The following is a 12,436-nucleotide window of genomic DNA, read 5'->3' as shown; positions in this document are numbered from 1 at the left end:
CGGCTCTCGACGGCTCAGGAGCACGAACCGGTGTTGTCCGCGGAGGTGAACGCCTCGTGGCCGGCCGCCTTGGACACCGACGGTGCGGGTGCGGCAGGGGTCGCTGCGGCAGCCGGTGGCGTCGCGGTGCCCGACTTGGCGCCGCCCGCCGCGCTCGTCTTGGTGCCCGCCGCGCTGGTCTTGGCCGGCGTGCTCGCCGTCGTCGGCGTCGGCTGCGCCGCCTCCTGGAGGATCGGCTTGTCGGCCGCCATGTTGGCCCAGATGGCCGCCGCGGCCGACGTCCACACCAGCCGGTTGGGGTCGCTCGGCGCCGGTCCCGTGGGGATGGTCATGAACACCACGTTGTCGCGGTTGATGTTGCGCAGGTTGTAGGCCAGCCCGGTGAGGTTCTGCAGCTGCAGACCCGAGTCGGTGGTCAGCGAGCTGGTCGCGGCCGACAGGAACGAGACCAGGTTCGGCACGTTGGTCAGGACCTTCTTGGACAGGACCTCGTTGACCATCGCCTGGATCAGTCGCTGCTGGTTGCCGATCCGGTCCAGGTCGCCGCCGTCGCCGACGTTGCCGTGCCGGGCGCGCGCCAGCTCCAGCGCCTGCTGGCCGTTGAGCACCTGCTGGCCCGCGGGGAGGTCCAGACCGCTGTACGTGTCGTGGAGGGCGTGCGGGATGCACATCGGCACACCGCCGATCGCGTTGACCATCGCCTGGAAGCCCGCGAAGTCGACGACCGCGAAGTGGTCGATCGCCACGCCGGTGTTCTGCTGGACCGTCTTGATCGCGCAGGCGGCCGCCGATGCCATGTCGCCGCCCATGTCCCAGCCGGTGGCGAACGCCGAGTTGAACATCGCGCTGCTGCTGGCCCGCGACGACTTGCCGTTGGTCGCCTGGCAGACCGGGATCTTCACCAGGGAGTCGCGCGGGATCGAGACGAGCTCGACGCGGGACCGGTCCGCGGAGATGTGCACCACGATCGCGGTGTCCGACCGCTGCCCGGAGTCGTTTCCACCGATCGACGCGTTGACACCGGCCCGTGTGTCGGAGCCCATCACCAGGATGTTCACGGGCTGGCCGGCATTCGGGTCACCGGGCTTGGCGGCGGCCATCGACGACGGGCGCGGGCCCGTGAGGCCGCTCACGTCGACCGTCGTGATGTTGCTCTGCAGGCGCTGCGCGACCGCCACAGCGCTCGAGGCGCCGAAGACGACCAGCGCGACCGCCGCGAGGGCGATGCCTCGTACGGCGTTGTGGCTCTTCAGGCCGCGCGCATGGCGGGGCTGCTGCGCATGCGGCACTGACTGGTGGCGGGCTGGCACGGATCGATCCTAGGAGCGGTGTCGGGGGGCGCGGCGGAGCGGTCGGACAGGCGCAGTGGAGGATCTGTGCAGATCAGCGGCCCAGCTGGGCGTACTTCGCCTCGGTCGCGTCCTTCTGCGGCCGCCACCAGGCCTCGTTCGCCCGGTACCAATCGATCGTGGCGGCCAGGCCGTCGCGGAACGTCGTGTACTGCGGCCGCCAGCCGAGCTCGTCGCGCAGCTTCGAGGCGTCGATCGCGTACCGCAGGTCGTGACCGGGGCGGTCGTTGACGTGGTCGTAGGCCGTCGGCTCCTGGCCCATCAGCTCGAGGATCAGCTCGATGACCGTCTTGTTGTCCTTCTCGCCGTCCGCGCCGATCAGGTACGTCTCCCCGATGCGGCCCTTCTCGAGGATGGTCCACACCGCGGCGTTGTGGTCGTCCACGTGGATCCAGTCCCGGACGTTCTCCCCGGTGCCGTACAGCTTGGGCCGCACGCCGTCGACCACGTTGGTGATCTGCCGGGGGATGAACTTCTCGACGTGCTGGTACGGCCCGTAGTTGTTCGAGCAGTTGGAGATCGTCGCCTGCACGCCGAAGCTGCGGGCCCAGGCGCGGACCAGCAGGTCGGACGACGCCTTCGTGGACGAGTACGGGCTGGACGGGTTGTACGGCGTGTCCGGCGTGAACTTCGCCGGGTCGTCCAGCTCGAGGTCTCCGTACACCTCGTCGGTGGAGATGTGGTGGTACCGCACACCGTGGCGGCGCACCGCCTCCAGCAGCTGGTAGGTGCCGATCACGTTGGTGCGCACGAACGGCCACGGGTCGTGCAGCGAGTTGTCGTTGTGCGACTCGGCGGCGAAGTGGACCACCACGTCGACGTCCTTGACCAGGCTGTCGACCACGTCGGGGTCGGCGATGTCGCCCTTGGCGAAGACGACCTTGCCCTCGACGGGGTCGAGGCTGCGCTCGTCGCCGGCGTACGTGAGCGCGTCGAGCACCGTCACGTGCACGTCCGGGTGCTCGCGCACCGTGTGGTGGACGAAGTTGGAGCCGATGAACCCGGCTCCGCCGGTGACGAGCATGCGCATGGAACGACCTCGCGGTGGTGGGGTTGTGCGGCGAATGCTAGCCGGTGGCCGGGGTGCCCGTCAGGAGCGGTACCCGCCCGCCGGGGTACGGGACGGCGGCACCAGCAGCTGCTCGACCGCACCCCGTCCGACGCGCGCCGCCCGACCGATGCGGCGCCGCTCCCGCAGCGTGCTGGGCAGCAGGCGCAGGTAGCTGGCGAATGCCCGCAGCCGGGTGCGGACGAGCGGCGCCGGCTGGGACCGGCGGACGGCGATCGACGCGGTCGTGAGCAGGAAGCGGCCCACCACACGGAGCGCGAGCTGCGCCGTCGCATCCTTCGACACGGTCAGCAGGCGGTTGCGTGCGTCGTGGAAGCGGAACAGCTCGCTTCCCTCCCCGGACGAGGCGGCGTGGCGGTGGTGCACCACGGCGTCGGCGCAGTGCTCGATCCGGTACCCGGCGAGCCGCAGCCGCCACGAGAGGTCGGTGTCCTCGTAGTACATGAAGTACCGCTCGTCGAAGAGCCCGACCTCGCGGAGGGCCGAGGTGCGCAGGATCGCGGCTGCCCCGCTGAACCCGAAGACGTCCCGTGGGGGATGGTGCTGCGCGGAGTCGGCGAGCCATCCCCGGTCGATCCCGAAGCCGTCGGTGCGGACCTCGTTGCCGGTCGAGTTCACCAGCTCGACGCCGCCGAGCTCGTCGGCCACCCATCGCCCGTCCGGCCCCTCGACCGCCGTCCGTTCGTCGGCGTCGGCCGCCCGGAACCGCTCCGTGAGCAGCACGGTGGCGGCCATCGCGGCGACGGTCTCAGGCGCCGCGTCCATGGCGCTGACCAGCCGGTCGACGAAGTCGGGCTCGGCGGTGGCGTCGTTGTTCAGCAGGATGACGTACCGGCTGCGCAGCCGGCGCAGCGCGAGGTTGTTCCCGCCGGCGAAGCCGAGGTTGGTCGACGATCGGACCAGCCGGACCCACGGGTGCCGCGAGGCGACGAGGTCCGCCGTCCCGTCGGAGGACGCGTTGTCCACCACCACGACCTCGAGACGTCGGCCGTGCAGCTGCTGGGTCGCCACGGAGTCGAGGCACTCGAGCACGAGCGGTCCTGCGTCGTACGTCACCGTCACGAGGGTGACGTCGGCGGGACCCTGCACGCCCCCGTCGCCGTCCGCCGGCGCGTCACTCACGGCCGGACCGCCGGCGGGGCGCAGGAGCAGCCGGGCGGCACGGTCATGGGCACGGCCGATGGTCTCACGCACCCCGTGCCCCGTCCGGGCCGGGTGCACGGCTCGGGTCGGTACGCGGGCCGCCGGTACGGTTCCGCCATGACCGGGGGGATGGGCGGCTGCCCGCTGCGACCGACCGTGATCGTCCAGCACGTCGGCGCGGGTGCGCGATGAGCGGTGGAACGGTGCTGGTGACGGGCGGTGCCGGGTACATCGGGTCGCACGTCGTGCAGGCATTGCGGCGGGCGGGGCGCCCCGTCCTGGTCGTGGACGACCTCTCGAGCGGCGACGCCGCCCGGGTCGACGACGTCCCGATCCTTCGGCTCGACCTCGCGGAGCAGGGCTCGGCCCCCCGCATCGCGGCCGCCGCGCGCGAGCACGACGTCGCGCTCGTCGTGCACCTCGCCGCACGCAAGCGGGTCGACGAGTCCCTCCGGCGACCGCTGTGGTACTCCGAGCAGAACGTCACCGGCCTGCTGGTCCTCCTGCGGGCGCTCGCGGACATGGACGTGCGCGGCTTCCTGTTCTCGTCGTCCGCTGCGGTCTACGGCGTCACGGGCGACACGCCCGTGACCGAGCAGGACCCGACCTCCCCGGTCAACCCGTACGGCCGCACCAAGCTGATCGGCGAACAGCTGCTGCGCGACGTCTCACGTGCGACGGGGCTGCGGACCGTGTCGCTGCGCTACTTCAACGTCGCGGGCGCCGGTGACCCGGCTCTGGCCGACCGGGGGACGGGCAACCTGGTGACCATGACGGTCGACGCCCTGCGGCACGGTCGGACCCCGGAGGTCTTCGGGACCGACTACCCGACGCCCGACGGCACGTGCGTCCGCGACTTCGTGCACGTGCAGGACGTCGCCGACGCGCACGTGGCGGCCCTCGACGGGCTCGACCGGGGCGACACGTTGCCCGACGTGCTCAACGTGGGCACGGGGCAGGGCGCATCGGTGCTGCAGGTGGTGGAGCACCTCTGCGCTGCGGCGGGGCGGCCGGGGGGCTGGGTGGCGCGGCCGCGCAGAGCTGGCGACCCGCCTGCGGTGGTGGCCGACGCCTCACGGATCCACGAGGTGCTCGGCTGGCACGCCTCCCGGCGCCTCGACGAGATGCTGTCGAGCGCCTGGGAGGCCCCGCTCGTCGGCTGACCGTCCGTCCCGCGATCCGGCGGACGGTGGGTTGTCGGGGGCGCTGAGCCGGCCCACCGCGCTCGAGCCGAGCACCACGAGCAGGAACCCGACGACGGCTGCGAACCCGCGGCCGGGTGCGGCCCGGTCTCCTGCGAGGACCATGCCCAGGACAGCGCCTCCGACGGTCTCGGTCGCCGTCAGGGCGGCTGTGACGGCGACCGCCGGCGCCCGCTGGAAGGCGAGCACCGTCAGTGCCAGGCCGAGCACGCCGCCGACCAGGGACGCCCACGTCGCGGGCGACGCCACGAGGCTGAGGGGCCGCAGGTCCGTGAGGGTGTGCACCCCGCCGGCGAGGATCGCGTAGCCGGCGCCGGCCAGGATCGCCAGGGCGAGCCCCGCGCCCCGCGTCGGGGGACGGGACGCGACCCACGTCCCCAGGCTCGCCACGACCACTGCCCCGACGACGAGCACGACCGGTGCCGCCGCGACACCGTGCGCGGGCGCCGCGCGCGTGGACCAGGCGAGCAGCACCAGGCCCACGGCCACGGTGAGCAGCCACCACCACTCGCGGCTGTGCAGGCGGCTGCCCAGCAGCCTCGTCGCGAGCAGCGCGGCGACCGCGAGGGACGAGGAGCGCCCGGCCTGCACGACGAACACCGGCAGCACCCGCAGTGCCGCGAAGGACGCCGCGAAGCCGAGGGCGACGAGCAGCAGCGCCACGACGTAGGTGGGGTCGCGCACCAGGCGCCACGCGACCGAGACGTGCAGACGTTCGGCGTGGCCACGGCGCGCGGCACGTGCCTGCAGCACGACGGCGGTGCCCGAGAGTGCCGCAGCGGCGGCGACCGCCCCGAGCGCCCAACCCATGTGCTGCTCCCAACTACCTGTGCGTGGTCAGTGCACCAACTATGCTCGCTCGCGCCCGTCCGGCCCGGAGCCGTGTCGTGGGCGTTCACCAGCCGAGGGAACATGACTCACCACACGCCTGTGCGCCACACACCTGTGCGCGAACGCTCCGTCGACCGTGCGCCGGCTCGCTACCCCTGGTCGCTGGTGGTGGCGTTGTTCGTCGTCGTCACCGCCGGGCTGACCTCCGTCGTGGCTGCCGTGGACGCCGTACGGCCCAGCGCGGGCGGCACGGGGCAGACGTGGATCGACGGCTGGTTCCAGTTCGACTCGGGCTGGTACGCCGGCATCGCCCAGTTCGGCTACTCCTACACACCGGGTCAGCAGTCGGCGATCGCGTTCTTCCCGGTGTACCCGCTGCTCGTGCGGGCCGTCGCCGCCGTGGTCGGGGACGTCCAGCTCGCCGGGCAGCTCGTCGCCCTGCTGAGCGGACTGGCTGCCGTGGTGCTGGTCGGCAGCTGGGCGTGGCGGCGGCTGCCGCGGCGGTCGGCCCTGCTCACCATCGCCGTGGCGCTCACCTACCCGTACACCCTGTTCCTGCACGGCACGATGTACGCCGACGGCCTGTACCTCCTGCTCGCGGTGGGCGCGTTCGTCCTCGTCGACCGGCGGTGGTACCTCGCGGCCGGCGTCGTCGGCGCGCTCGCCGCCGCCAGCCGGCCCTTCGGGATCGCCGTGGCCGTGGGTCTCGTCGTGCGGATCCTGGAGCTGCTGGCGCAGGAGACGGGCCGGACCGGCTGGCGTGATCTCGTGGCGTCGGTCCGCCGGGTGCGGTTCAGGCACGCCGGCGTGCTGGTCTCGTTCGCCGGCCTCCTGGCGTGGATGGCCTACCTCGGTGCCGAGTTCGGGAACCCGCTCGCCTTCGTCGAGACGGAGTCGTCACCCGGCTGGAACCAGGGCGTCGGCCCGCGCACGTGGTTCAAGGTCGCCTACCTCGGGCTGGTGCACCACGGGCGCTGGTCCCTGGTGGCGAACCTCACGCTGCAGGCGCTCGCCTGCCTGGTCGTCGTCCTGCTCGTCCGGCGCATCACCCGACTCTTCGGCTGGGGCTACGCCGCGTACACGGTGGTCGTCATCGCGATCCCGATCCTGGGCACCAAGGACTTCATGGGCGCCGGTCGGTACGCGCTGGCCGCCTTCCCCGCCCTCGCGGCCGGCGGTGACTGGCTCGCGGAGCGACCGCGCTGGGTCGCCGTCGTGACCCTGACCGCGATGACCGCCGCGATGGTGGTCCTGACCTGGTACTTCGCCAACGGTGTGGAGGTGTCGTGAGCGACGCGGGAACTCTGTCCGTCTTCTTCCCGATGTGGAACGAGGAGGACTGCATCCACGCCGCGATCGGCGCGGCCCGGGACGTGTGCACGGAGATGGTCTCGGCGGGGGAGATCTCCGACTTCGAGCTGGTGATCGTCGACGACGCGTCGACGGACAGCACGCCGCAGCTCGCCGACGCGCTCGCGGCTGCGGACCCTCGCGTCCGGGTGGTGCACCACGCGCAGAACCGCAAGCTCGGCGGCTCCATCAAGACCGGTCTGGCGACCTGCACGGGCGACTACGTCCTGTACACGGACGCCGACCTGCCGTGGGACATGGCCGAGCTGCGGCGCGCGCTGCGGGTGATGCGCGCCCACGGTGCGGACCTGCTGTGCGCGTACCGGCTGGACCGCACCGGTGAGGGTGCCGTGCGCACCGTGTACTCGTTCTTCTACAACGGCCTGATCCGGACGCTGTTCAAGACCCGGGTCCGCGACATCAACTTCTCCTTCAAGCTGCTCACGCGGAAGGTGGTCGACGCCGTCCACCCCGTGAGCGAGAGCTCGTTCATCGACGCCGAGCTCGTGGTCCGGGCCCGCAACGCCGGTTTCCACCTGATGCAGATCGGCGTGGACTACTTCCCTCGGACGCGCGGGGTGTCGACGTTGTCGTCGCCGTCCGTCATCCGGGCGATGGTGCTCGAGATGCTGCGGCTGCGGCGCGAGCTGCGTCGGTCATGAGCGCGCGGACGCTCGTGGTGACGGCGGACGACCTGGGCCTGACCCCGGGAGTGAACGCGGCCGTCGCCGAGGGCTACGACCGCGGGATCGTCACGGCCACGTCGCTGCTCGCCGTCGGCCGTGCCTTCGACGACGCCGCACGCGTGCTGCGGGAGCGGCCCGGCCTCGAGCTGGGGGCCCACCTCGCCCTCGTCGGCGAGGACCCTCCGCTGCTGACGGCCCGCGAGATCCCCACGCTGGTCGACGCGAGAGGCGCCTTCCCGTTGTCCTACCGCACCGTGGTCGAGCGTGGCGTCCTGGGCCGTCTGGACCCCGACGACGTGCGTCGCGAGCTGTCCGCCCAGCTCGAACGGGTGCTCGCGCTGGGCCTGGCGGTGACGCACGTCGACACGCACCAGCACACGCACCTGTGGCCGGCGGTGGGGAAGGTCGTCGTCGAGCTGGCGCGAGCAGCGGGCGTACCGGCCGTGCGGCTCACGACGAGCCACGCCCGCAGCCTCGTGGGGTTCGGGGTGCGCGCGCTGGCCGGCCCCCTCCGGGCGCGCGTCGCGGCCGCAGGCCTGACGGGGACCGAGGACTACGCAGGTCTCGACGAGGCCGGGTCGATGGACGCCGCGGCGTTCGGCTCGGCGCTGCGGGCCGCCGCCCGCCGCGGGGCGACCACTCTCGAGATCAACTGCCACCCCGGCACCGCAGGCGAACCCGACCTCGAGCGGTTCGCCTGGGACTACCACTGGGGAGCGGAGGCGGCCATGCTGGTCGACCCCGGCACGGCCTCGGCCGTCAGTGCGAACGGCTACCGGCTCGGTGGGTTCTCGGCGCTGACGGGTCGCTAGGCACCGGTCGCGCCGGCGCGGCGCCCCGTGCGCACCGCCTCAGTCGCCCAGCACACGGGCGTAGGCCCGGACCGTCGCCTCGGCGCACGCTCGCCACGTGAACCCCGCGGCGTGCTGCCGGCGCGCCGCACGAGCGGCGTCGTCGTCCGGAGCGCCGCCGAGCGCGAGCAGACCGGTCGTCAGCCCGTCGACCTCCAGCGGGTCGGCGTAGCGCACGACGTCGCCTCCGACCTCGCGCAGCGCCGGGATGTCGGCGGCCAGCACAGGTCGGCCCGCTGCGAGGGCCTCGAGCACGGGCAGACCGAAGCCCTCGTCCAGGGAGGGCAGCACCAGTCCGGCCGAACCGGCGACGAGGCCCTGGAGGTCCGGCTCGTCGAGCCAGCCCGTCAGGTGGGTCCCCGGCACGCCCGCCAGGCTCTCCTCCCGGCCGGCGGGTCCGGCGAGGACGAGATCGGGGACGTCGCCGCCCGAGCGCGCCGCTCGGAACGCCTCCAGCAGCCGCGGCAGGTTCTTCCGAGGGTCGAGCGACCCGACGAACACGACGTAGTCCGCGGGCAGCCCCAGCTCGTCGCGGCGCCGGGCGGGCAAGGGCGTGGCTGCGGACCAGGATGCGTCGACCCCGAGTCGCGTCGCCGTCACCCTGTCCGCAGCGAGCCCGTAGTGCTCGCGGACGTCCTGCGCCACGGCGTCGCTCGGCGTGACGACGTGCGCACCGCGGCGCAGCGCACGCGGCACCAGGTGCCGGTAGGCCAGGCTCGCCGCGCTGACGGTCCCCGGGTGCGTCACGTAGGTCAGGTCGTGGACGGTGATCACCTCGCGTGCGCGGAGCGTCGGCGGCGAGACGAAGTTGGTGCCGTGGAAGACGTCGGTGCGTCCGACGAGCGCCTCGACGGGGGGGACCTGGGCCCGCTGCCACAGTGCCTGGAGCGCCCGCGCGGGCACCCGCAGACCCCGCTGCGTCACGCCGCGCGGCAGCTGCGCGATGCGCCGGCCCCGCCACGACCAGGTGGACACCTCCACCCGCGCACCGGGCCAGCGGTGGTCGGCCGCGTCGGGAAGCTCGCCGAGCAGCGCGCGCACGTAACGGCCGACACCGGTCTCGCGGCCGAGCAGGGGAGTGCCGTCCAGCACGATGCGCACGTCAGCCACCGGTCCCGGCGGTCACGTCAGGCGTCCCGTGCGGGTGCCGGCCCTCGGCGTTCCCAGGGCCCGAGCGGTGGTCATGGGTCCTCCAGGTTCGGTGCTCGTGGGCGTGACGAGGCTAGCGGGTGGCCGATCGCCCGACGCCGTACGCTTCTGGTCCCAGAGACGGGGGCGGTCGCGTGCGTGACCGCAGGGGCCTGGCGACGGGGGGACTGGTGCAGGGTCCTCGGGCAGCATGGCGGCAGGTCGGGCGAGAGGTCGCGAGCTTCGGCGCCGTGGGCGCTGTCGCGTACCTGGTGGACGCCGGACTGTTCAACCTCCTCGCCTTCGGGCTGCCGCACGGCCTGCCGCCGGTAGCCGCCAAGACTGTGTCGGTGGCTGTGGCGACCGTGGTGACGTGGCTCGGCAACAGGCACTTCGTCTTCGCCCACCGCCGTGGCCGGGACACCGGCCGGGAGGCGGTGCTGTTCTTCGCCTTCTCCCTCGCCGGCATGGTGATCGCCGTCGGCACGCTGTGGGTTTCTCACGATCTGCTCGGATTTACGTCGCCGGCGGCCGACAATGTCGCCGGGAATGTCGTCGGCTTCGGGCTGGCCACGCTCTTCCGCTTTGTGACCTACCGCACGTTCGTCTTTCGCCCGCCATCCGGGCCCCAGGCGGCTCGGTCCGGTGGTAGAACGAGCTCTGAGGCATCGAACTGATTTCGTTGTGCGTTTCGCTCTTGACGCGTGGCGTCGTGGCGGCGACCCTTCAGTGGCAACTGTCACCTGCTGTCTGGAATTGCGGCCATGGCGAAAAGTCCGATTTATCGTGTCTGTCTGATTCTTGCCGCCGTGGTCACCGGCAGCCTGGTGCAAGGCGTGCCGCAGAGGGCGCACGCGGTCGACCTCCCCGTCGTGAGCGTCCCCGCGACCAGCACCCCCGCCACGAGCACCCCGGCGCCCGACGGCGACCCGGGCGCGACCGTGCGCGAGACGCCGGTGGTGGTCGCGGCCACGCCGTCGCCGACCCCGGCGCCCAGCGCGGCGCCCACACCGAGCGCAAGCCCCACGGCCGCGCCGGTCGACCCGGTGAAGAGCCCCGTGGCTGCCGACCGTCCCTCGACCGGCGGTCGGGTCGAGACGCCGCCGCTGACCGTCGACCCGGCGCGGGTGCAGACCGTCGGCCTCACGTGGCCGACGAACGTGCCGGCGTCCGAGCTGGCGCCCCAGATCCGCACGGGCTCCCACGGGCAGTGGAGCGCCTGGCAGCCGTTCGACGCGGGCGACTCGGCACCCGACAGCGGTTCGGCGGACGCGCGGCACCAGACCCGGGCGGGGACCGACTCGGTCTGGGTCGGCGGCGCGGACGCGCTGCAGATCTCCTTCAAGGCGAGCAGCAAGGCGTCCGCCGCGGACGTGCGCCTCGCGCTCGTCGGCTCCAGCCCGACGTCGACGACGACCGCGAGCCCCGCCGCGTACCGGACGTCGCGGTCCGGCATGGTCCGCTCGGACGTCCTGGCACCCACGATCGTGACGCGAGACCAGTGGGGCGCTCGGCCTCAGGTGTGCACGCCGGACGTGGCGCCGGCTCTTGTCGGCGCCGTGGTGCACCACACCGCGAACGCGAACACCTACACCACCATGGCCGAGGCGGAGCAGCAGATCCGGAACGACCAGGCGTACCACATCGACTCCCGCGGCTGGTGCGACATCGGCTACAACTTCGTCGTCGACAAGTGGGGAAACATCTACGAGGGCCGCGCCAACAGCATGACCGAGGCCGTCGTGGGTGTTCACGCCGGTGGTTTCAACACGGGAACCGTCGGGGTCGCGATGCTCGGGACCTTCTCGACGCAGACGCCCAGCGCGGCCATGGTGGACGCCGTCGGGCGCATCATCGGCTGGCGTCTGGGCGCGTACGGGATCGACCCGAACGGCACGTACCAGCAGTACACGGCCGGCGGTGAGACGTCGCGGTACGCGAACCAGACGGTGACGCTGCCACGCGTGATGGGCCACCGGGACGTCGACTACACCGACTGCCCGGGTGACCAGGGATACGCCGCGCTCGGCACCATCCGGGCGACCGCCGCAGCGGCCAACTCGGCGCAGCGCTATGCGGCGGCGCGGTCGTTGGTGCGGGCGTTGTACGTGGATCTGCTGGGTCGTGAGGGTGAGCCGGCTGGGGTCGAGGGTTGGGCTGGTCTGGTGGTGTCGGGTGCGTCTGCGGGGCAGATGGTGACGGCGTTGACCGGCTCGACGGAGTATGCCCAGCTGCGGGTGACGGCGGCGTACAAGCAGGTGCTGGGTCGTGATCCGGATGCGTCGGGTCTGGCGGGGTGGGTGACGGCGATCCAGCAGGGCCGGGTGGGTCCTGATGATGTGGCGCGGTTGTTCTACGAGTCGCCGGAGTTCTACCTGTTGGCGGGTAACGAGGATCACGCGTTCGTGACGCGGTTGTACGAGCGGATGCTGGGTCGGGAGCCGTCGGCGGCGGAGGTGGCGTACTGGGTGGCGCGGGTGCCGTCGTTGGGCCGTGGTGGTGTGGCGTACACGGTGTGGCAGTCGATGGAGGCGGCTCAGCAGCGGTCGGCGGCGTACTACCAGACGTTCTTGGGTCGGGCGCCGGAGTGGAACGGGATGGTGTATTGGGCGCAGGTGATGCTGGCCCAGGGTGAGTCCGCGGTCCGGGTCGGTATCGCGGGGTCCACCGAGTACTGGCAGCGCGCCATCACCCGGTACCCGTGACCAGGAACCGAGCGCTCATGATCGGCGCACCGGGGCATTTCGGGCTCGTGCGGCGCGTCCTCCGACTCCTTCGGGACGCGCTGGCAGCATGGCGCCTCGTGAAGACGCCGCCGTCCCCGACG

Annotated in this window: 11 protein-coding genes; 6 read left to right on the top strand and 5 right to left on the bottom strand. The window is 72.5% G+C overall.

Annotation, left to right across the window (positions count from 1 at the left end):
* Positions 1–14: 14 nt before the first annotated feature.
* The 3 genes from QMF98_RS11825 to QMF98_RS11815 form a co-directional block, all read right to left on the bottom strand.
* Entirely contained in the window at positions 15–1,310 is a 1,296-nt protein-coding gene (locus QMF98_RS11825) for an LCP family protein (protein ID WP_337973219.1), read from the bottom strand.
* Between the two features lie 73 nt (positions 1,311–1,383).
* Positions 1,384–2,379 carry a dTDP-glucose 4,6-dehydratase gene (gene rfbB / locus QMF98_RS11820; RefSeq protein WP_263729316.1) on the bottom strand — a complete coding sequence of 332 codons (996 nt, stop codon included), beginning with the start codon at positions 2,377–2,379 and terminating at the stop codon, positions 1,384–1,386.
* 60 nt (positions 2,380–2,439) lie between these two features.
* Positions 2,440–3,540, bottom strand: coding sequence for a glycosyltransferase family 2 protein (locus tag QMF98_RS11815; RefSeq protein WP_337973218.1), 1,101 nt, complete (start codon positions 3,538–3,540; stop codon positions 2,440–2,442).
* Between the two features lie 209 nt (positions 3,541–3,749).
* On the opposite strand from QMF98_RS11815, the gene galE reads away from it, so the two are divergent.
* Positions 3,750–4,724, top strand: a complete 975-nt coding sequence (gene galE, locus QMF98_RS11810) for a UDP-glucose 4-epimerase GalE (protein WP_337973217.1) — start codon at positions 3,750–3,752, stop codon at positions 4,722–4,724.
* Here galE and QMF98_RS11805 read toward each other — a convergent pair.
* Positions 4,635–5,573 carry a DMT family protein gene (locus tag QMF98_RS11805; protein ID WP_337973216.1) on the bottom strand — a complete coding sequence of 313 codons (939 nt, stop codon included), beginning with the start codon at positions 5,571–5,573 and terminating at the stop codon, positions 4,635–4,637. The two genes, galE and QMF98_RS11805, sit on opposite strands and share 90 nt — an antisense overlap.
* Before the next feature lie 120 nt (positions 5,574–5,693).
* Between QMF98_RS11805 and QMF98_RS11800 the strand changes: the two genes are divergently transcribed.
* From QMF98_RS11800 to QMF98_RS11790, 3 genes are read left to right on the top strand one after another with little or no spacing between them, the layout of a single operon-like run.
* Entirely contained in the window at positions 5,694–6,884 is a 1,191-nt protein-coding gene (locus tag QMF98_RS11800) for a hypothetical protein (RefSeq protein ID WP_337973215.1), read from the top strand.
* Positions 6,881–7,606, top strand: coding sequence for a glycosyltransferase family 2 protein (locus QMF98_RS11795; protein WP_337973214.1), 726 nt, complete (start codon positions 6,881–6,883; stop codon positions 7,604–7,606). The genes QMF98_RS11800 and QMF98_RS11795 overlap by 4 nt, the downstream gene beginning before the upstream one ends.
* The gene (locus QMF98_RS11790) at positions 7,603–8,442 is read left to right on the top strand and encodes a ChbG/HpnK family deacetylase (protein WP_337973213.1); all 840 of its coding nucleotides are present in this window, start codon (positions 7,603–7,605) and stop codon (positions 8,440–8,442) included. The genes QMF98_RS11795 and QMF98_RS11790 overlap by 4 nt, the downstream gene beginning before the upstream one ends.
* A gap of 39 nt (positions 8,443–8,481) precedes the next feature.
* On the opposite strand, the gene QMF98_RS11785 is transcribed toward QMF98_RS11790, so the two are convergent.
* The gene (locus tag QMF98_RS11785) at positions 8,482–9,582 is read right to left on the bottom strand and encodes a glycosyltransferase family 4 protein (RefSeq protein WP_337973212.1); all 1,101 of its coding nucleotides are present in this window, start codon (positions 9,580–9,582) and stop codon (positions 8,482–8,484) included.
* A gap of 278 nt (positions 9,583–9,860) precedes the next feature.
* Here QMF98_RS11785 and QMF98_RS11780 point away from each other — a divergent pair, with 278 nt between their 5' ends.
* Positions 9,861–10,286 carry a GtrA family protein gene (locus tag QMF98_RS11780; RefSeq protein ID WP_337973211.1) on the top strand — a complete coding sequence of 142 codons (426 nt, stop codon included), beginning with the start codon at positions 9,861–9,863 and terminating at the stop codon, positions 10,284–10,286.
* A gap of 132 nt (positions 10,287–10,418) precedes the next feature.
* Positions 10,419–12,314 (top strand): DUF4214 domain-containing protein, encoded by a 1,896-nt coding sequence (locus QMF98_RS11775; protein ID WP_337973210.1) that lies wholly within the window; start codon positions 10,419–10,421, stop codon positions 12,312–12,314.
* The last annotated feature ends 122 nt before the right edge of the window (positions 12,315–12,436 follow it).

Source organism: Cellulomonas sp. NTE-D12 (assembly GCF_027923705.1).
Taxonomy (GTDB): domain Bacteria; phylum Actinomycetota; class Actinomycetes; order Actinomycetales; family Cellulomonadaceae; genus Cellulomonas.
This window is presented reverse-complemented; position numbering and strand designations above follow the sequence as displayed.